The sequence below is a fragment of the Chryseobacterium sp. CH21 genome (assembly GCF_004119445.1).
Taxonomy (GTDB): Bacteria; Bacteroidota; Bacteroidia; order Flavobacteriales; family Weeksellaceae; genus Chryseobacterium.
This window is the reverse complement of record NZ_QICI01000073.1, coordinates 39,525-60,229: the sequence shown is the minus strand read 5'-3', so window position 1 is coordinate 60,229 and position 20,705 is coordinate 39,525. Positions and strand designations below refer to the sequence as shown.

At 34.3% G+C, this 20,705-nt stretch carries 13 protein-coding genes and 1 pseudogene; 10 read left to right on the top strand and 4 right to left on the bottom strand.

What is annotated here, in order from left to right; genetic code table 11:
• Nucleotides 1-98: 98 nt before the first annotated feature.
• Genes BOQ62_RS16430 through BOQ62_RS16420 form a run of 3 tightly spaced genes read right to left on the bottom strand, consistent with a single transcriptional unit; the run spans nucleotide 99 to nucleotide 3,778 of the window.
• Nucleotides 99-1,610: a WG repeat-containing protein gene (locus BOQ62_RS16430; RefSeq protein ID WP_129041167.1), complete on the bottom strand. Its 1,512-nt coding sequence runs from the start codon at nucleotides 1,608-1,610 to the stop codon at nucleotides 99-101.
• 6 nt (nucleotides 1,611-1,616) lie between these two features.
• Nucleotides 1,617-2,291 (bottom strand): 16S rRNA (cytidine(1402)-2'-O)-methyltransferase, encoded by a 675-nt coding sequence (rsmI, locus tag BOQ62_RS16425; RefSeq protein ID WP_129041165.1) that lies wholly within the window; start codon nucleotides 2,289-2,291, stop codon nucleotides 1,617-1,619.
• 2 nt (nucleotides 2,292-2,293) lie between these two features.
• Nucleotides 2,294-3,778: a hypothetical protein gene (locus BOQ62_RS16420; RefSeq protein ID WP_129041163.1), complete on the bottom strand. Its 1,485-nt coding sequence runs from the start codon at nucleotides 3,776-3,778 to the stop codon at nucleotides 2,294-2,296.
• 61 nt (nucleotides 3,779-3,839) lie between these two features.
• Between BOQ62_RS16420 and BOQ62_RS16415 the strand changes: the two genes are divergently transcribed.
• The 6 genes and pseudogenes from BOQ62_RS16415 to BOQ62_RS16390 all read left to right on the top strand — a co-directional run bounded on the left by BOQ62_RS16415 (nucleotide 3,840) and on the right by BOQ62_RS16390 (nucleotide 12,590).
• On the top strand, nucleotides 3,840-4,427 hold the full coding sequence (locus BOQ62_RS16415; protein ID WP_034694049.1) for a thymidine kinase: 588 nt from the start codon (nucleotides 3,840-3,842) through the stop codon (nucleotides 4,425-4,427).
• A 184-nt stretch (nucleotides 4,428-4,611) separates the two neighbouring features.
• The gene (locus BOQ62_RS16410; RefSeq protein ID WP_129041161.1) at nucleotides 4,612-7,059 is read left to right on the top strand and encodes a bifunctional UDP-N-acetylmuramoyl-tripeptide:D-alanyl-D-alanine ligase/alanine racemase; all 2,448 of its coding nucleotides are present in this window, start codon (nucleotides 4,612-4,614) and stop codon (nucleotides 7,057-7,059) included.
• A 2-nt stretch (nucleotides 7,060-7,061) separates the two neighbouring features.
• Nucleotides 7,062-9,221, top strand: a complete 2,160-nt coding sequence (locus tag BOQ62_RS16405) for a patatin-like phospholipase family protein (RefSeq protein WP_129041158.1) — start codon at nucleotides 7,062-7,064, stop codon at nucleotides 9,219-9,221.
• Nucleotides 9,222-9,225: 4 nt separating this feature from the next.
• Entirely contained in the window at nucleotides 9,226-9,645 is a 420-nt protein-coding gene (ybeY, locus tag BOQ62_RS16400) for an rRNA maturation RNase YbeY (RefSeq protein ID WP_129041157.1), read from the top strand.
• A 146-nt stretch (nucleotides 9,646-9,791) separates the two neighbouring features.
• Nucleotides 9,792-11,654 (top strand): tRNA uridine-5-carboxymethylaminomethyl(34) synthesis enzyme MnmG, encoded by a 1,863-nt coding sequence (gene mnmG, locus BOQ62_RS16395; RefSeq protein WP_129041155.1) that lies wholly within the window; start codon nucleotides 9,792-9,794, stop codon nucleotides 11,652-11,654.
• A 115-nt stretch (nucleotides 11,655-11,769) separates the two neighbouring features.
• Nucleotides 11,770-12,590 (top strand): annotated as a pseudogene (locus BOQ62_RS16390) (class I SAM-dependent methyltransferase).
• A 1,509-nt stretch (nucleotides 12,591-14,099) separates the two neighbouring features.
• Here the strand turns inward: BOQ62_RS16390 and BOQ62_RS16385 are convergent.
• Complete coding sequence (locus BOQ62_RS16385; protein WP_105704434.1) at nucleotides 14,100-15,290, bottom strand: phosphoglycerate kinase; 1,191 nt, start codon at nucleotides 15,288-15,290, stop codon at nucleotides 14,100-14,102.
• Between the two features lie 643 nt (nucleotides 15,291-15,933).
• Here BOQ62_RS16385 and rpiB point away from each other — a divergent pair.
• From rpiB to BOQ62_RS16365, 4 genes are all read left to right on the top strand, one after another.
• Nucleotides 15,934-16,368 carry a ribose 5-phosphate isomerase B gene (gene rpiB, locus BOQ62_RS16380; RefSeq protein WP_129041153.1) on the top strand — a complete coding sequence of 145 codons (435 nt, stop codon included), beginning with the start codon at nucleotides 15,934-15,936 and terminating at the stop codon, nucleotides 16,366-16,368.
• Nucleotides 16,369-16,705: 337 nt separating this feature from the next.
• Complete coding sequence (gene rnr, locus BOQ62_RS16375) at nucleotides 16,706-18,859, top strand: ribonuclease R (protein WP_129041151.1); 2,154 nt, start codon at nucleotides 16,706-16,708, stop codon at nucleotides 18,857-18,859.
• Nucleotides 18,860-19,085: 226 nt separating this feature from the next.
• Nucleotides 19,086-19,772, top strand: coding sequence for a LysE family translocator (locus tag BOQ62_RS16370; protein WP_129041149.1), 687 nt, complete (start codon nucleotides 19,086-19,088; stop codon nucleotides 19,770-19,772).
• A complete protein-coding gene (locus BOQ62_RS16365) occupies nucleotides 19,769-20,698 on the top strand; it encodes an LD-carboxypeptidase (RefSeq protein WP_129041147.1) in 930 nt (309 codons plus the stop codon). Before BOQ62_RS16370 ends, BOQ62_RS16365 begins: the two co-directional genes overlap by 4 nt.
• Nucleotides 20,699-20,705 lie beyond the last annotated feature (7 nt).

Sequence of the window (20,705 nt, the reverse complement as noted above, 5' to 3'; positions counted from 1 at the left end):
TCCGGAATTAAACGGTTTGCAAAGATATTATAAAATGTTATTCAACCCATTTAAATTGTTAAAATACTGGATTTTTTTGATAATTATTTAGATTTTTATTAAAGCTGAACAGCGTTATTTTTAAATCTGGTGAAATAAATAAAGTCCGTTTTTTTGCTTTTATCCAGCTTCAGTACTTCTTTCTGCCAGAAATATTTATCATAAATTATTTCCTTTAAAGGCTCATTCTGAAAGTTGGAAACCCCGAATTTACCTTCTTTTTTTACCACAATTTCGTTCTCAGCATTCCCGAATGTTATAATATCTTCATAAACAAACGGTACAATTTCTGTTCCTTTTCCATCCAGGATACCATATAAATTACCCGTATTTCTGCAGACCAAAGGTTTGGAATACTGATTTAAAGGATTAAAATAGTCCACATCCTCATTTTTTATCTGACTGATATTTTTCAACTCAGATATAGAATGGTCAGCCACGGAAAACCTGTAGTAACGATCCTGTTTTCCGATGATAAGATTTTCCGGATAAAACCCGAAAATATGAACTCCCTCTCCTACAATGTTCTTAAGATTTTGATCCAAAAATTGCTCCTCATTTCCTTTTTTAAGATAGATAAAATCTTTGCCGGAAATGGTAAAACTTTTGATAAAATCATATACCTGCGGAAGAATGATATTCCCCTCAAGATCTATAATCCCTGACTTTTTTATCTTATCATCATAAACGCTGAAGAAATTATTCAATAATGGATTTAAGTATTTAAATGCCTGTGCATACAGCTTGCCGTCTTTTTTGTTGAAAACCGTTGTCTTTCCTTTTTTGGTGAGATAGATGTATTCTTTTTTACCAAAATATTCAGGAGTTGCATCGTTAAAGATCTCTTCTGCAATGGTATTTCCATCAGCATCTATCAAGCCATATTTTCCTGTAGCCTTATTTTGAGTAATCAGATAAGGATAAGCATTGATATCTACCACTTGTTTTGAAAATTTGTGCAATGTCTGACCACTATTTCCAATGATTTCATATTCATTGTCTTCATTAATGATCAGTGCTTTATCATCTTCGAAGCTATAATCTTCTTTAAATTCCCGGGGGCTGAGCTGTTTTCCATGAAGGTCAAAGAGAATCCATTTTTTATCTTTTAAAACAAATAACCTGTTCTTCCCGGAAAAACGAATTTTTTCTGCATAAGGAATGATTTCCGTTCCGTTAAAATCATACACAGCTTCTTTATTCTGTTTTGTAGAAATGATGCATTCTTCACTCCACCAGGGTGTATTAAATTCATGATCATCCAAAGGAATAATTTCTTTCCCTTTTTCATCTATAACAGCAGATTTTCTACTGTTTCCTTCTTCAGAATAAAGAATAAACCTGTTTTTAAAAACGTGTAAAATACCTCCTTTGTATGGAGATTCAAAGGTAATGGTACCTAAAGAATCTACAATTCCAGGCTTCTTATAGCCAGCATCATAGAATGTTCCATATCCCTCAGAATAGGAACTTACCTCCTTCGTTGTCTTTTTAGACAGGATCACTTTCATATATTGGTTAGTCTGTGCTGTACAGACTACAGAACACAATACAAAAACTAATTTCTTCAAGGAAAATTAAATAGAATTGTTGACAATAAGAACGATCTCTCCTTTTAAAGTTTTACTCTTGGAAAATTCAATTAATTCATTGATTGTTCCTCGTTTAGTTTCTTCAAATTTTTTAGAGATCTCACGGCTTAAGCTTACTTTGGTTTCTTCACCGAAGAATTCTTTAATCTGCTCAAGTGTAGTATTGATTTTATGAGGACTTTCATACAGAACTATGGTCTTTTTTTCTTCAGCCAGCTGCTTCAGTTTTGTTTGTCTTCCTTTCTTTTGTGGTAAAAAACCAGCAAATAAAAATTCGTTATTGGGAAGTCCGGAAACCACTAATGCAGGAATCAGGGCTGTTGCTCCAGGAAGGCAGATCATATCAATATTATTGTCTGCTCCTGCTTTTGCCAGTAAATATCCTGGATCCGAAATACCGGGTGTTCCGGCATCGGTAATAATGGCGATACTCTGCCCGGTTTTAAGGTCTGCAATCACTTTCTCCGTCGCCTGATGCTCATTGTGTAAATGATAAGATTTCAAAGGCTTGGAGATCTCAAAATGTTTTAAAAGTATTCCGGAAGTCCGGGTATCTTCACACAAAATATAATCTACTTCTTTCAGGACATTTACCGCCCTGAATGTCATATCTTCCAGGTTCCCAACGGGTGTGGGAACAAAATATAGGATTCCGCTCAAAATTATAAGAATTTATTTTCCACCAATATCCAAAGTCTCTGTGCATATTCATCCACCTTATTCCATTTTCTGTCGTAATAAAGATCGCTAAGATATTCTTTGGCTTCTTCCAGAGTTTTGAATTGGTTCAGCTGATATATGGTGTCATTCAGGTCAGACTGGCTTCCTTCGAACAGCATTTTTGAGAAAGCAATTCTGTCATTCAGATCCAGCTTAAACTCTGGCTTCTGCTTGTCTGCTTCCATAAATTGGGTAGGAATATTAGATTTCAGAATACTTCCTGTATCTTCTTTCACTACCGCCGGTTCTTTTTCTTTAGGAAATTCTGTTTCCAGATGATCGTCATCAAAAAGTGACTGAACGGCTTTCAATCCTTTGATGTTGGCTAATTTTATTTTTTTCTCCTGATGGTATTCTTCTAAATTTTCAAAGCTCTCATCAGAAGGATGTTTATCTGTTTCTTCGGGAACAGGTCTGTCAATTTCAACAATTTTTCTTCTGTCATAGACTTCAGCAAGAATGCTTTCTTCCACTGTTTCTTCTTCTTCTTCTTCTTCGGAATGGTCATTTTTTATCTCACTCAGAATATTTTCTACATTAGAAGTTTCTGTCGCCATTTCTCCTTGTTCTATGGAGATATTGGAAGCTACAAACTGTTCTTCGTTTTCTTCAATCAATATTTCATCATCAAGAGTTTCTGCATCAAAAATACTTGGAATAGTTTCTGTTACGGGAACTTTAGCATCATTTACAACAGCAAAATCGGTATCTTTTTTGGATTCCTGCTCAAGGCTTTCCTCTTCCTCTTCTTCGATCTCATTCAGCTGGTTATTGAAAATGACCTCTTCCTCTGTTACTTCATTATGAAACAGGTCTTCATTGAGATCTTCATCCGAATCCGGTGTAGAATCTGCTAGAATTTTATCCTCATCTACAAAACTCAGAACTGCCCTCTGTTCTTCCGAAATTTCATTTTCGTCAATTTCGTTCAGCTGATTATTGAAAACAGCTTCTTCTTCAAGAATTTCATCATCTGGAGTCTGTTCCTGGATATTCTCTTCTTGGTTTTCTTCTACAAAACTTACAATACTTTCATGAAATTCGTTTTCTACAATATCATTCAACTGGTTGTTGAAAACAGTTTCTTCTTCAGATCCGTCCGTGAAAAATTCATTTTCATCAATTTCGTTCAGCTCATTATTAAAAATAGCTTCCTCTTCTGTCACTTCATTTCCTTTATCATGATGATCTGTTTCTCCAGAGACAAAAGAGAGGTGCTGATGATCCTGATTTTGTCCCGAATCATCTGCAACGAAATATTCAATATTTTTTTCCAGCAGTTTCAAAAAAGAAATCCTGTTAGCAAGCTCATCTACAAGATCTTGCTTGGAAAGTAATTCGTCTATATTGCTTATTTTGTCCAGATTATCAATGATATTCTTGGATTCAAAAAAAATCTTTTCCTTTAAATCTTGGATATTCTGCATAATAAGATTCTTATTAAAATTGCTTACTTTTGATGTTAAAAATATACGGCTAATTTAACAAATGTTTTTAGAAAATACAATTAATCATTCCAAACAAAGTGGTTGGATGGAAGTAATTTGTGGCTCTATGTTTTCGGGAAAAACCGAGGAACTGATCCGCAGATTGCGAAGAGCGGAAATGGCAGGACAGAATGTGGAAATTTTTAAACCAAAAATGGATATACGATATTCTGAAGAGGATGTAGTGTCTCATAATCAGAATAAAATCCGTAGTACAGCAGTGGAAAATCCTAATGAAATTCTTCTGTTGGCTTCCAATTGTGATGTAGTAGCCATTGATGAAGCTCAGTTTTTCGACGAAAGTATTGTGGATGTTGCCAACCAGCTTGCCAATAGTGGTATCCGGGTGGTCATTGCCGGGCTGGATATGGACTTTTTGGGGCGTCCGTTCGGGCCAATGCCTAATCTGATGGCTACGGCAGAGTATGTGACAAAAGTGCATGCTATTTGCAAAAGAACAGGTAATCTTGCCAACTATTCTATGAGAACTTCACAGGGAGATAATCTGGTAGAATTGGGAGAAACTGAAAGTTATGAAGCAGTAAGCCGCCGTGTTTTTATTGACGAAGTTCTTTCAAAAAGAAAATAAAAGGGTAAATGGAAAACAGGAAAATTCTAAAAAACTGTTATCCAAACTCCATAGGATATATTCACTTAATAGAAAATGAAAAGCGAAAGCGCTCTATTGTAAAATCTGAAAAAAGAATCAGTTTAAAATAAATGATTTTTTACTTTTTGCAGTTTTCGCACAAAATAAAGCAGAAAGGGTACCAATGAACTATACAGTACAACACATTGCAGAGATCACCAATGCACAGATTATTGGAGACGGAAATTTATTGATCAAAAATATAGCTTATGACAGCAGGATTATTTATTCTACCAAGAATACTGCCTTTATAGCGATCAATACTCAGAAAAATTCCGGTGAAAAATTTATAGAATCTGCAATAGACAGAGGTATCCATATCATTATTTCTGAACATCATTATCCGGATTTTGAAAATATAACCTGGATCATCGTTGAAAATTCCGTAGAGTTTCTTCAAAAATTAGCCAAGTATCATTTCGAAAATTCTCACTTACAATCTATCGGAATTACGGGAAGTAATGGCAAAACTATTTTAAAAGAATGGTTGTATCAATGTTTATGGAATGAATTTCCTACGGTAAAAAGTCCTAAAAGTTTTAATTCTCAGATCGGTCTTCCGCTCTCTCTTCTTCAGATCAACAGCTCATATCAGCTGGGCATTTTTGAAGTGGGAATTTCAAAACCGCATGAAATGGAAAAGCTTGAAAATATTTTCCATCCTCAGATCGGATTATTGACTCATATCGGAACAGCGCATGCTGCCAACTTTTCTTCCGAAGAAGAACTGATTGATGAGAAAATCATACTTTTTAAAAATTCTGAAGTGATCATTTATAATGGTGACCATTCTTTGGTGGACCAAAAAATAAAAAAATCTTTTTCTGATAAAAAATTAATTTCTTACGGCTTTAAAAAAGAGAACCATGTTTTCATCAAAAACAATATTTCCAAAGATGAGAACATCACTGTTGAATATTTTGGCGAAGAAATCAGTTTTCCGGTTCATCAGAGAGACGAAGCGACATTAACCAATGCTATGGCGCTTATCTCTGTCCTTAAGGAGCTGAATATCGAAAATAAAAAGATCATTGAAAAAATCAACCTTTTAAAGGCCGTTGAAATGAGGCTTGAAGCAATTGAAGGAATTAAAGGCAATATTATCATCAATGATTCTTTTAATCTTGACCTCGATTCTTTGAAGACTGCACTTCAGTTTTTGAATGAATATAATAAATCTAAAAAATCTTTGGTCTTAACAGATATTGTAGGAGTGAATTCTAATGCCAAAGAATTGTACGAAGAAGTTTCTGAACTGGTGAATGAACAGCATTTTGATTCTGTCTTCTTAATCGGTGATGAAATTTCAAATTTCAGTGAATTATTTAAAGCTAAAACTTATACTTTTATTGACACGAAAGAGTTAATTGAAAGTAAGTATCTTACTGAATTAGAAAATCAGATTATACTGCTGAAAGGAGCCAGAAAATTTGAGATCGAAAGACTTAAAGATATTCTTGAATTAAGAAAGCATGATACGGTATTAGAAGTAAATCTTAATGCAATACTTCATAATATCAATTATCATAAATCTCTTCTGAAACCTGGAACTAAAATGATGGCTATGGTAAAAGCTAATGCTTATGGCCTGGGAAGTTATGAAGTATCCGAGTTTCTACAGCATCATCATATAGATTATCTGGGCGTAGCTTATGTAGATGAAGGAGTTGAGCTAAGAAAAAAAGGAATTACAACACCTATTATCGTGATGAATCCTGAACAGCACAGCTATCAGACCATTATAGAATACAACCTTGAGCCTGAAATTTACAGTTTCAGAGTCCTGGAATTATTCTATGAAGCTGTTCAGAGATCAGGATATGACAAAAAATATCCTATTCACATCAAACTGGAAACAGGAATGCACCGTCTTGGTTTCAAGGATTTTGAGCTGGACCAGTTAAGCGAAACTTTAAGCCAGAAAAATGTGAAGGTGCAAAGTCTCTTCAGTCATTTATCTTCTTCCGACATGCCTGAAGAAAAAGAATTCACCCTGAAACAACTGGAGGTCTTCGACAGAAATTCCAGTTACCTTATTGAAAAATTAGGCTATACTCCTATCCGGCATATTCTGAATTCTGCAGGAATAACTAGCTATAAAGATTATCAGCATGATATGGTAAGAATTGGTATCGGTATGCTGGGAGAATCGGCAGATCCTGAAATTCAGAAGCAATTAAGATCTGTTGTAAGCTTTAAAACCGTAATTTCACAGATATCAACCGTTGAAAATGGTGAATCAGTAGGCTACAGCAGAAGATATAAAGCTGATCATCCTACAAGAATTGCAACAATTCCTGTGGGATATGCAGACGGAATTCCAAGACTGATCGGAAATCAGGTAGGAAATGTTGGAGTAAATAAAACACTGGCACCTATCGTAGGAAATATCTGTATGGATATGATGATGATCAATGTAGACCATATCCCGAATGTAAAAGAAGGCGATACGGTAAATGTTTTCAATGCCCAACCAAGCTTAAAAGAATTCGCAGGATACTGCAAAACGATAACCTATGAAGTATTAACCTCCATTTCGCCCCGGGTGAAACGGATTTATATAAAAGATTAATTATGAGAAAACTCCTGATTCTGCTTTTCATATTCCCACTATTATTGATCCATTCTCAGGTAAAAAAAGATTTGGTGATTCCCAAAAACCCAAAGATAGGACTGTCACTTGCTGGTGGTGGAGCCAAGGGGTTTTCACATGTCGGAGTTCTTAAAGTTTTGGATTCATTGGGAGTGAAAGTGGACTATATCTCCGGAACAAGTATGGGAGCTATCGTGGGCGGATTATATGCCGCCGGATATTCCGGGAAAGAGATTGAGAAAATAGTCATGGATACGGATTTCTATTCTCTGATTATGGATCCAAAGTCAAGGCAGGAAGCCAGCTTCTTCAATAAATCCGTAGACAAATACCTTTTATCCATTCCTCTTAAAAATGGAAAGATCACACTTCCCTCCTCTATCAGTACTGGACAGAGAAATGTTTATCTTCTGAAAGAACTTTTCAAAAACGTTTCCAATATTGAGGACTTTTCCAAAATGCCAATCCCCTTCCTATGTGTTGCTACCAATCTCGAAAGCGGGAATATGCAAATTTTTGAAAAAGGAGATCTGGTACAGTCTATCATGGCGAGTTCCGCATTTCCTTCTTTAATGGATCCAGTAAAAATTGGAGACAGTATTTATATTGATGGAGCCATGACGGTAAACTATCCTTCAAAGCCTTTAAAGGACAAAGGAATTGATATCGTTATCGGTGTGGATCTTAATCAGGATCTATCAAAAAGAGAAGATTTAAACAATATTATATCCATCCTGAATCAGGTCATTGATTTTGGAATAAAGAAAGATACCAGAAAGCAGTATAAATATACAGACATCAATATAAAACCTAATCTCAAAGGAATGTCTGCTACAAGCTACGATGATAAAAAGAAAATTCTTGACAGTGGTTATGTGGAAGGATTAAAATATACCCAGGTATTAGATCAGCTCCCAAAACGTCCGTTTGACCGCCTAAGACAGCGTGTAAATCCTATTTATTCTAATGTATATAAAATAGACAGTATTTCTATTGAAGGAAGTAAAATCTTCGGAAAAAACTATACCCTGGGAAAAATGGGGCTACGCCTACCCTCTTTACAGACTTACGGAAGCATCAATAAAATGATTGATAAATTGGTTGCAACCAATAACTATAAATTTATTAATTATGATATCGTTCAGGAGAATGATGCCAACTATCTGAAGCTTTACGTTACAGAAGATGATACCCGTCATTTTTTAAAATTCGGTTTGCATTATGATGAAGTTTTCAAAACAGGGCTTCTTTTAAATTACTCCGCAAAGAGACTTTTATTTAAAAATTCAAACCTTTCCCTGGATGTTGTTGTGGGAGACCGCCTGAGATATTATCTGAACTATTTTATAGACAACGGATATATCCCCGGATTTGGCCTCTATTCATCAGGAATGAGCTTTGATATAAAGAATGTAGATAATTATGCAGTAGACCGCTGGGAATGGCTCAGAAATGAAGCCTACATACAGTCTGTTTGGAAAGATAAATTTGCCATTGGCGGTGGTATCAGCCATGACTATTTTAAAGCAGAAAACAGCAATGGTGACAACAGACACTACAGTCGTTTTTTAAACCCTTATATCTTTATTAAAACCGATACACAGGATGATAAGGAATTCCCTACAAAAGGGGTTTATTTTGCTGCAGAAGGAAAAGTAGTGGATCTTTTAAAGTCTGAAGTAGACAAAAGAATCATTCAGATCAAAGCAGATCTTAGACTTAATATTCCTCTTGGCAAACAATTCAGTTATCGCTTGAATTTATTTGGAGGGCTTACCATTGGCGAAAACCTTCCAGCCTATTACCAATTCAGATTAGGTGGAATTTTTGAACAAAATCTGATTAATTTCAAAAGCTTCGGAGGATTTTATTTTGCCCAGCTTTATACAAATAATGTGATATTGGCATCTAACGATATCCAGTTTAAATTTAACAAAAACTATTTTATCAGTGGAAATTTCAGCTTTGCTAACTTATCAAACGATATTAAGTTTGAAGATGCAGTTAAAGTAAATTATAGCTCATTGGGAATAACGGCAGGTTACAAATCTCCTTTCGGGCAGATAAAAGTAAACTTCAGCCACTCACTTAAAAATAACCAAAAAGGTATATTCAGTGTTATTTTGGGACACTGGTTTTAAAAAAATGATACAGTTCTTTTACGAAAGCTTACCAGAATCGGTAAGTACAGATTACAAAAAATGGCTGGAAGATCTTATTCTTTCAGAAGGAAAAAAACTAGGAGAAATCAATTACATTTTCTGTGATGATGAATATCTTCTTAAAATCAATCAGGATTATTTGCAGCATGATTATTATACAGATATTATCACTTTTGATTATGTAAAAGGCAAGACAATAAGCGCTGAGATTTTTGTATCTTTGCAGCGCATTTCTGATAACGCCTCTACCCTTTCCCGAGATTATGAAGAAGAATTAAGAAGGGTTTTAGCCCATGGTATTTTGCACCTTGCAGGCTATAAAGACAAGACGGAAGAGGAAGAAAAAGAGATGCGGAGAATGGAAGATTTGTACTTAGACAAATACAGGAATTTTAAATTTTAAATTGAACAATCACTTAAAGTCCTATACCTAAAGTACTCTATTCTAGTAACAATATAAGTTTATCTAGAGTGCATTCTTCAAAAATGTTTCACGTGAAACATTGGTTATAAAGATAAGGTTTAAAGCTTAAAACAAGCGAGATAAAAATGATTTCAGAAATATATGATGTAATAGTAGTAGGTGCAGGACACGCAGGTTGTGAAGCCGCAGCCGCAGCCGCCAACCTAGGTTCAAAAACCCTACTTGTTACAATGAATATGCAGACCATCGGACAGATGAGTTGCAACCCCGCAATGGGCGGAATCGCAAAAGGACAGATCGTAAGAGAGATTGATGCAATGGGAGGATATTCCGGAATTGTGGCAGACAAATCTGCAATCCAATTCAAAATGCTAAATCTTTCAAAAGGTCCTGCGATGTGGTCTCCGAGAACCCAAAATGATAGAATGCTTTTTGCCGAAGAATGGCGCTTAGCATTAGAAAATACTCCCAATCTTGATTTCTTTCAGGATATGGTGAAACAACTGATTATTGAAAACAATAAAGTAGCAGGAGTTGTTACTTCTTTAGGAATTGAAATTAAAGCAAAATCTGTAGTTCTTACTAATGGTACTTTTCTTAACGGATTAATTCACGTTGGAGACAAACAATTAGGTGGAGGAAGAATGGGTGAACCAAGAGCATTTGGAATTACAGAACAATTGGTCACTTTAGGTTTCGAAGCAGGAAGAATGAAAACAGGCACTCCACCAAGAGTAGACGGAAGAAGTTTGGATTATTCAAAAATGGAAGAACAGAAAGGAGATGAAAATCCTCAAAAGTTCAGCTATCTTGATACCCCAAAACTAACAAAACAATTAAGCTGCCATATTGTGTATACCAACGAAACGGTACACGATATTTTAAGAGAAGGTTTTGACAGAAGTCCAATGTTCAATGGAACAATTCAAAGCTTAGGTCCAAGATACTGCCCAAGTATTGAAGATAAAATTAATCGTTTTGCAGAAAGAAACAGACACCAGCTTTTCGTAGAACCGGAAGGATGGAAAACTGTAGAAATATATGTCAACGGATTCAGTTCTTCACTTCCCGAGGATGTACAGATTAAAGCAATGAAACATATTCCGGGATTTGAAAATGTAAAAGTTTTCCGTCCGGGTTATGCTATTGAATATGACTACTTCCCTCCTACCCAACTGAAACATACTCTGGAAACCAAATTAATTGACAATTTATATTTTGCAGGCCAGATCAATGGAACAACCGGATATGAAGAAGCAGCAGGACAAGGATTAATTGCCGGTATCAATGCACATAACAAAGTTCACGATAAAGGAGATTTTATCTTAAACAGAGATGAAGCTTATATTGGAGTATTGATTGATGACCTGATCACAAAAGGAACTGAAGAACCTTACAGAATGTTTACTTCACGTGCAGAATACAGACTTCTTTTAAGACAGGATAATGCAGATATCAGACTTACCGAAAAAGCATTCCAGTTAGGATTAGCAAAAGAAGACAGATTAAGACGAGTTGAAACCAAAATATCTGAAAGTCAATCACTTGAAGAGTTTCTTCGCGAAACTTCTTTAAAACCAGGCGTTATTAATCCTATTCTTGAATCTATTGAGAGCAACCCTGTAGATCAGGCATACAGAGCAGCTCAGTTTCTTACCAGACCCAATATAACGTTAGAAAAGCTTGATGAAATTGATTCTATTAAAGAAGTTTCTTCTCAATATAGTGACGAGGTAAGAGAACAGGCAGAAATCAATATAAAATATAGAGGATATATTGAGAAAGAAAAAGAAAACGTAGCGAAGCTGAACCGTCTGGAAAACATCAAAATTCCGGAAGACTTTGATTATACGAAGCTAAGCAGCCTTTCTGCAGAAGCAAAGCAGAAGATGTCTAACGTACGTCCGAAGACCATTGCACAAGCAGGAAGAATAAGCGGGGTTTCTCCAGCTGATATTAACGTTTTACTGGTTTATTTAGGACGTTAAAAAAAATGTTTCACGTGAAACATTAAAATAATAAAACTAAATTAAGGTATTTATGAGGCTCAATCAACCTCTGAATATCTTAATTTTTTTACAAGATAAAAAGATAGCGATTTCAATGAAAATAAAAGATCATTTTCTTTCACAAGAAATATTTGAGATTAAAGAAACAGATACAAAAGGAGTCTTTAAGACCTCCCCTATCCCATCCAATATTTCCAGATATTATGAAAGTGAAGATTACATTTCTCATCACCAGGATTCCGGAAGTCTGAAAGAAAAACTATATAAATTTCTTCAGTCTTTTAATCTGCAGTACAAAAAAATATACTGGTAGACAGAATAAAAAAAGGATCAAAAGTTCTTGATTACGGATGTGGTGCCGGAGAGTTTGTAAAATATATAGAAAATGATTTTGAAACATTCGGTTTTGAACCAGATTCAGACGCAAGAAAAGCAGCACAGAGCAAAATAACAAAAGCTTCCATTTTAGACAATATCAATAAAATTGAGAAAAATAGTTTGGACGCTATTACTCTATGGCATGTTTTTGAACATATCGAAAATCAGGATGAGATGCTTAATATTTTTCACGGGAAATTAAAGGAAAAAGGAATTCTTGTAATCGCAGTTCCTAATCCTACTTCTTATGATGCCAAACATTATAAAGAATATTGGGCAGCCTATGATGTACCAAGACACATCTACCATTTCTCTAAAAATGGAATGGAAAATCTAATTTCTAAAAATACAGATTGGAAAATGAGAAAGATCAAGCCTTTGGTGCTTGACTCATATTACATCTCCATGCTGAGCGAAAAATACAAAAAATCACCGCTATTTTGGGCAAAAGCAGTCATCTACGGAACAATTTCTAACGTAAAGGCGTTATTTTCTAATGAATTTTCAAGTTTGATATATATTATCGAAAAAAGATAGAAAGTCGATTTTTAAGCTATTTATGAAGGTCAATTTTCAACGTTTTTAGCTTAAATTATAAAAAACTCAGAAGAAATCCTGAGTTTTCTTTTTTATATCAAACCTAATTTTTGTACCTCATATAATATTTATAAATTCCGGAGAAAATATTTTCGTTTAAATATTTTCCATCTTAAATTTAAGAAACATCTCCCCTACTCCATTTTACAAACTGAACAAATTGAATATTTTCAAAACTCTTCTCTTAAAGTTCTACTTAAACTTAAAAATATCAGTTTCTATATCTCCTCAACCAGTATGAATAAAAAAAACATTAAAAATTGATTTCAGAAAGCAAATTCTTTCACAAATAAGTATAATTTCAATTCAAAATAAAGAGAGATATAAATACTTGGAAAAATACAGAAAGTCGATTTTTAAGCTATTTATGAAGGTCTGTTTTTAGCACTTTTATAGAAAAAGATAAAATTTAGTTGATCAGGAATCATGCATCCCTTCATATCAAAAAATTTAAATTGTCAGTCTACTTGAAAATAATTTGAGTGGAACTAAGTGAATGAAAAAAGTAAGACTCTCCTACTCCATCTTCTCATTTTTATAAAAAACTTGAAATACCTTTAAAATATAATTTTCAAAATAATTTGATCGATTTTTTAAATACCAGAGAATTTGACAACAAATGAAAATTTGTGAAAAGAAAAAATTCAAATGCTGATCTAAAAATTAGTATGTCATTTAAAAATTCAAATTGGAGAAATTAGAAAAACCCCAAATAATTATAAGCATCAATCAATTCTAAAGTTTGAGCGGAAAATATACAAAAAAACAAAATTTACTTCAAAAATTCATAACTTATTCATTCTATGCAATTTAATGAGTAAACCTAACAAAAACAAAAAATAAATTAATAGTTTAATTACTGATATTCAATAAAATACAGAGACTTCACAAATTTGTGAAATAAAATAAATATTACAGGCCATTCTTTAAATAGGAAAATAGTTATCAAATCTCTCCTTCAAAAAATAAAATACAAAACTTAAGTCTAAAGATTGTGCCTTGAAAAAATATTGAAAATGTGAATAGATAAAAAATAGGATCAGAGAAAAACACTTTAATTCATATAGAATATTTTGCCTGAATCAGTTCAAATAAAAACAGTGATTTTCTATAAAACATACCCTAAAATCATTTGGAAAAAGATCATGAGAACTCATGAGAATTTCAAAATTTAATGGCTAAAAATAGAGTCAATTTTATTAAGAATTATCGATTAAAACCGAAAATAAAATCTTAAAAAATATAGGAATTTAAGGATAGAATGTAAGATACGATCTATTGGAAAACCTAAGTATCTGAAAGAGAAATTACCAAAACACACATAACTATAAGTTATATCTAAATTTCTTTGAAGATGCTGATCAGTACAGGGTTTTCTTACAATTTAAAAAAGAAAAAAAGCTTGCTAATATAATTAGCAAGCTTTATAATATTTATTTTTATTCTTTATTAATTGTTGATTGCAGCTACTCCTGGTAACTCAAGTCCTTCAAGACTTTCAAGCATTGCTCCGCCACCGGTAGACACATAACTTACCTGATCAGCATATCCGAATTGCTTAACAAAAGCAACACTATCTCCTCCTCCTACTAAAGAGAAAGCACCTAATCTTGTCGCTTCAGCAATACTCTCGCCCAATGCAATAGTTCCACCAGCAAAGTTTGACATTTCAAAAACTCCAATTGGCCCATTCCAAAGAATTGTTCTTGAGTTTAACAATACATCATTGAACTGATCTCTTGATTTGTGACCTGCATCAAGTCCCATCCATCCTTCAGGGATTGCATAGATATCAACTTCTTTTCTCTCTACATCATTACTAAAGCTTTCAGCGATGATTGCATCAGATGGAAGATATACTTTTACTTTATGTTCTTTTGCTTTTCCTAAAATCTCAAGAGCTAAAGGAATCTTGTCTTCTTCTACTAAAGAATTACCAATTTTCCCTCCAAGAGCTTTAATAAAGGTAAATGCCATACCTCCTCCAATGATCAGATTATCTACTGCAGGAAGAATATTTTCTATAATGGTAATTTTAGTTGAAACTTTAGACCCTCCCAGAATAGCTGTAACAGGTCTTTCACCACTCTTTAATACTTTATCAATCGCCTGAAGCTCTTTAGCCATCAGTAAACCGAAATATTTAGTTGATGGAAAATATTGAGCAATGACTGCTGTGGAAGCATGAGCTCTGTGTGCAGTTCCAAATGCATCGTTTACATAAGCATCTCCAAGCTTGGAAAGTTTCTCAGCGAATGCAGCATCTCCTTTTTCTTCTTCATTATGAAAACGTACATTTTCCAATAATAAGATTTCTCCTGGTTTCAGATCAGCAGCTGCCTGTTCAGCTTTCTCACCAATACACTCATCCACAAACTTCACTTCACGTCCTAAAACAGAAGAAACTTCACCAAGAATATGTTGAAGAGAAAATTCATCTTTCACTTCTCCCTTAGGCCTTCCAAGGTGCGTAATTAAGATGACAGAACCACCATCATTAAGGATCTTTTCCACTGTTGGTTTCACAGCAACAATTCTTGTATTGTCTGTCACCTTCAGCTGATCGTCCTGAGGAACATTGAAGTCCACCCTTACCAGAGCTTTTTTGTCTTTAAAATTGAAATCATTGATTGTTTTCATACGTAGATTTATTTTTTTCAAAGTTTCATGAAGTCTTTTTTGCCAGAGCTCAGTTTGCATTTCCGCAAATCCAGCAGAGACAAATTCATGAAACTCATTGAATTTTCGTTTCACAAATGTAAGGTTTTAAACTTTTTCAACAGTTTGATTAAAATAAAAGTTTTCAAAAACTTTCCCCGAACCCAATCACCCACTAATTAACAATTTTTTCTCTTTTAAAAAAAAGAATAATGTAGTTGTTGTTGAGTGTTGTTAGTTTCGGGGATAAGTTTTAAGCTAATAATTGATAACATTCAACTTTTACTAAACTCATATTTAATTCACAATATAAATCATTGTAAACCCGCTATTTCACATACTTATTAACAAATGTTGGTAAGTTTAAAAGGAAACCATTATTAGTAATTTTATTATGGAAAAAGCTGGGGATAGCTGATGAAAACATCTGGAAAGTTGTGGTAAAAAATTGCGGAAAGAATTTCTATTACGAAATAAATTGATCTTTAAAAATAGAAAGTTGATAAAAGTTTTCCACACTTATTAACATACCTTTTCACAATTAACTCAGGGTTTACTAACACGAATTGTTATTATTCTTACCTTTGTAAGGAAATAGAATCTAATAAAGCTTAATAAGAGTATTATGAAAAGAAAAATTGCTATCGCAGCGGACCATGCAGGCTATGAATATAAGGAGATTGTTAAGAACTACCTTTCAGAACGTTTTGAAGTTCAGGATTTTGGCACGTTTTCCACAAACAGTGTGGATTATCCGGACTTTGTACACCCTGCTGCAACCTCTGTGGAAAACGGAGAAAATGAGCTGGGAATTCTGATCTGCGGAAGCGGAAACGGGGTTCAGATCACTGCGAACAAACACCAGAAAATAAGATGTGCTTTATGCTGGATGCCGGAGATTGCAACCCTGGCAAGACAGCATAATGATGCCAATATGATTTCAATGCCGGCAAGATTTATATCAAAAGAACTGGCGATTGAAATTGTAGATAAATTTCTTTCAACAGACTTTGAAGGTGGAAGACACCAGAACAGGGTTGATAAAATTGTAGTTTGCTAAATATAATAAGGCTTGTAAATCATATTACAAGCCTTATTTATTTTTTATTCGTACATTTGCAGTGTCCAATAGAAATTACACTCTATTATTCTCTAAAGCCTTTCTTATATTTGAAATATATTTAATAGAAGGTTTTTCTCTTTTCTTCTCGAGAATTGTATTAAATTTATACAAAACTAAAGCTCCCGTTCTAAGTAAACTGAAAGATAATTTCTGATGATGTACGGAAAGAATCTAATGATGAAATTGAATAACCTATATAAAGGAATGAATGGGGAAAGATTTAGAAAAAGGTTTTATTTGAAATAAGACCAAATTAATTAAAAAGAAAATTAACATGCCAAAAAAAAGAAAATATATAAGTCATAAAAATGATTTAAAAATGATGGAGATCGGAAGATTGATCCTCCGTTTTATGAATGCAAATTCATCTAAAATTTATAATTATAAGCAGATCGCTGACGGAATAGATTACAAAAATCCAAGACAAAGGGAACTTGTGATCCAGGCATTGCACAAACTTCAGGGATCTGAAAAGATCAAAGAAGTAGAAAAAGGAAAATATATCGTGAACCTGAAAATTGCAGGAACGCTTACCGGAATTATTGATTTCAACCAAAGCGGAAATGCTTACGTTAAAGTGGAAGGATTGGAAGATGATGTCTTCGTTCACGCCAAAAATGTGAAGGATGCCCTGCAAGGAGATAAGGTTCTTATTATAACTTATCATTATAAAGGAAAGAAATTAGAAGGCTCTGTTCTGGAGGTTTTAGAACGTAGCAGAACTGAATTTGTAGGAACCTTTCAGAAGGTTACTCATAAGGAATTTGGGTTTGTGGTTTGTGATAAAAAATCAATCAACACAGATATCTTTATTCCGAAAGGAAAATTCAGTACAGCGGAAGATGGAGATAAGGTCATTGTAAAAATGACAGAATGGAAACCGGGAGATAAAAATCCGGAAGGAGAAATCATTCAGGTATTGGGTGCACCAGGAGAACATGAAACGGAAATCCACTCTATCCTTGCGGAATATGGTCTGCCTTATGAATTTCCATCAGAAGTAGAAGCTGATGCAGATAAAATAGACAGAAGTATTACGGATGAAGAGGTTACAAAGCGTTGGGATATGCGTAACATCTGTACATTTACGATTGACCCGAAGGATGCAAAAGATTTCGATGATGCTTTATCCATAAGAAAACTGGAAAATGGAAACTGGGAAATCGGGGTTCATATTGCAGATGTATCTCATTATGTAGTTCCGGGAACAATCTTGGATGATGAAGCATATAAGAGAGCTACTTCGGTATATCTTGTAGACAGGGTGGTACCGATGCTTCCTGAAGTTTTGAGTAATGATGTTTGTTCTCTTCGTCCGAATGAAGATAAATATACTTTTTCTGCTGTTTTTGAACTGAATGATAATGCAGAAATTCAGAAGCAGTGGTTTGGAAGAACGGTTATCCATTCAGACAGAAGATTTACCTATGAGGAAGCTCAGGAACGTATTGAATCCGGGCAGGGAGATCTTGCGGAAGAAATCAATACACTTGATAAGTTAGCTAAAATTTTACGTCATGAACGTATCAGAAAAGGTGCGATTACTTTTGACAGAAGTGAAGTAAGATTCAACCTGGATGAAAATAATGAGCCGATTGGTGTTTACTTTAAAATAAGCAAAGACTCCAATCACCTGATCGAAGAATTCATGCTTTTAGCCAATAAAAAAGTATCAGAATTTGTATCCCTTTCAAGAAAAGATGAGATCACCAACAATACATTTATTTACAGGGTTCACGATGATCCGGATCCTGCAAAATTGGAATCTTTGAGAGATTTTGTGGCTACTTTCGGATATAAAATGAATCTTGCCAATACCAAAAAGGTGGCTGAATCTTTGAATAAACTTCTTCACGATGTAAAAGGAAAAGGCGAAGAAAATATGATTGAAACCCTTGCGATGCGAAGTATGAGTAAAGCCGTATATTCTACAGAACCGATTGGCCACTACGGTCTTGGTTTCGAATATTACAGCCACTTTACCTCTCCTATCCGTCGTTATCCGGATTTATTGGCGCATCGTCTTCTTCAGCATTATCTGGACGGAGGAAAATCTCCAAACAGAGGAGAACTTGAGGACAAAGCAAAACACTGCAGCGCCATGGAAAGACTGGCAGCAGATGCGGAAAGAGACTCCATCAAATTTATGCAGGTGAAATTCATGGAAAAACACCTAGGGGAAACTTTCAAAGGTGTGATTTCCGGAGTTGCAGAATTTGGTTTCTGGGTAGAAATCCCTGAAAACGGAGCTGAAGGTCTGATCAAGCTTAGAGATCTCGTAGACGATTCATATATGTATGATGCAAAAAGTCACGCCGTATACGGAATAAGACACGGAAACAAATACCAGTTGGGAGATGAAGTTCAGATCAAAGTGGTAAAAGCAAATCTTATTCAGAAACAGCTTGATTTCAAGATTGTAGAATAAATAAGACAAAATTATAGAAAGGCTGATTGTTTAATAACATTCGGCCTTTTGTTTTTTAATGCAAAAACTTTTGAATACACTCTCCTATCCTATTTTCTTTAAAAATTTTACATTAAACTCTCCTTAAAATCCACTTGATATATCACAACTTTATTGAATAATTAAATCATAAAGTATAACTTTGTATAAAACGAAATGAATTTTATTCATTTTTAAACCCCACTTAATGCTAGAACTTGTACTATCTGCCATCATATTAGGATTTATGCTGAGCCTGGTTTTTATAGGACCTATATTTTTCCTTTTAATTGAAACCAGCTTTTCCAGAGGCCCGAAGCATGCGCTTTCATTAGATCTTGGAGTGATTACTGCAGATTTATTATGTATTGTGGCAGCCTATTATGCCAGTACAGATATTGTAAGTTTAATAGATAAACATCCCGGGTTTTATAGAATCACTTCTATACTTATTTTTATCTACGGAATTGTAATGCTGGTTACCAAAACAAAGATGCATTTGCCTGGCGAAGAAAGAATTATTGGCCAGAATTATATCAAAACATTTTTCAATGGCTTTTTCTTTAACCTTTTGAATGTAGGAGTCATCCTTTTCTGGCTGGTAACGGTAATTTCCGTAAGGAATCAATATCCGGACACCAGCAGCTTTATTTTATACATAGGCATAGTACTAGCCACTTACCTTTCAATAGATCTTGCCAAGATATTTCTTGCCAAGCAGTTTCACGATAAATTAACACAAAAACTAGCCAACCAGATCAGAAGAGTTGTTGGCTGTATTCTTATTGTCTTCAGTTTCTTCATCTTCCTGCAGAGTTTCAAAAAGTTCAATCAATTTGAAAAACAACTGGAAGAAGCAGAGAAAAAAGAAGTAAAATATCAAAAAACAAAATGAAAAAAATGATCTTTCCGAAGTCTCTTAAAAAAGGAGACAAAATAGCTGTTATTTCCCCTGCAGGAGCGGTAGATGCCTCTCAACTGGAAAAGGGAATAGAAATGATTAAAAATAAAGGTTTTGAACCCATTCTCGGAGAGCACCTTTATACCAAATTTTCAAACGGATATAACTACGCCGGAACAGAAAAGGAAAGAATAAAAGATATCAACTGGGCTTTAAATGATAAAGATATCAGGGCTGTATGGGCTTCCAGAGGAGGTTACGGATGCCAGCACCTGATTCAGCATCTGAAATTGAAAAACTTTACAGAAAACCCGAAATGGTACATTGGCTATTCCGATAATACAGTCATCCAAACTTACCTGTTGAAGAAAGGATTTATTTCCATTCATGGACAGACGATCAAAACATCCAGTTTTGGGGTTACAGATGATAGCTATGATCTGATTTTTGATATTCTGAAAGGTAAAAAACCAAAATATACTCTGGAATCTCACCAATTCAATAAAGAAGGGAATATTGAAGGAGAATTGGTTGGAGGTAATTTAGCCCTTATTTATGCCCTTTTAGGAACCAAATATTCTTTCGACTTTAAAGATAAAATTTTGTTTATCGAAGATATCGGAGAAAACTTCTATGCACTGGACCGTATGATCATGAGTCTGGAACTGGCAGGGGTATTCAATAAAATTAAAGGATTGATCGTGGGTGGAATGACCAATATGGGAGATGAAAAGGAAAATAAAAGTTACGAAGAAAGCTTTGATAAATTTGCCTACAAACTGATCTCAGACAGAATTTCAAAATATGAATTCCCTGTCGCATTCGCCTTTCCGAATGGACATATTAAAGACAACAGACCCCTTTTAATCGGTGCAGACGTTACAATGAAGGTAGGTGCTAAAGTAAAGATCGATTTTTAAAATAGCA

Bases quoted from the DNA above. Each gene is read 5' to 3' on its own strand.
- rpiB (WP_129041153.1), top strand. From the start codon at position 15,934: ATGAAAAGAAAAATTGCTATCGCAGCGGACCATGCAGGCTATGAATAT.
- BOQ62_RS16410 (WP_129041161.1), top strand. From the start codon at position 4,612: ATGAACTATACAGTACAACACATTGCAGAGATCACCAATGCACAGATT.
- BOQ62_RS16370 (WP_129041149.1), top strand. From the start codon at position 19,086: ATGCTAGAACTTGTACTATCTGCCATCATATTAGGATTTATGCTGAGC.
- BOQ62_RS16420 (WP_129041163.1), bottom strand. From the start codon at position 3,778: ATGCAGAATATCCAAGATTTAAAGGAAAAGATTTTTTTTGAATCCAAG.
- BOQ62_RS16405 (WP_129041158.1), top strand. From the start codon at position 7,062: ATGAGAAAACTCCTGATTCTGCTTTTCATATTCCCACTATTATTGATC.
- rnr (WP_129041151.1), top strand. From the start codon at position 16,706: ATGCCAAAAAAAAGAAAATATATAAGTCATAAAAATGATTTAAAAATG.
- BOQ62_RS16415 (WP_034694049.1), top strand. From the start codon at position 3,840: ATGTTTTTAGAAAATACAATTAATCATTCCAAACAAAGTGGTTGGATG.
- ybeY (WP_129041157.1), top strand. From the start codon at position 9,226: ATGATACAGTTCTTTTACGAAAGCTTACCAGAATCGGTAAGTACAGAT.
- mnmG (WP_129041155.1), top strand. From the start codon at position 9,792: ATGATTTCAGAAATATATGATGTAATAGTAGTAGGTGCAGGACACGCA.
- BOQ62_RS16385 (WP_105704434.1), bottom strand. From the start codon at position 15,290: ATGAAAACAATCAATGATTTCAATTTTAAAGACAAAAAAGCTCTGGTA.
- BOQ62_RS16365 (WP_129041147.1), top strand. From the start codon at position 19,769: ATGAAAAAAATGATCTTTCCGAAGTCTCTTAAAAAAGGAGACAAAATA.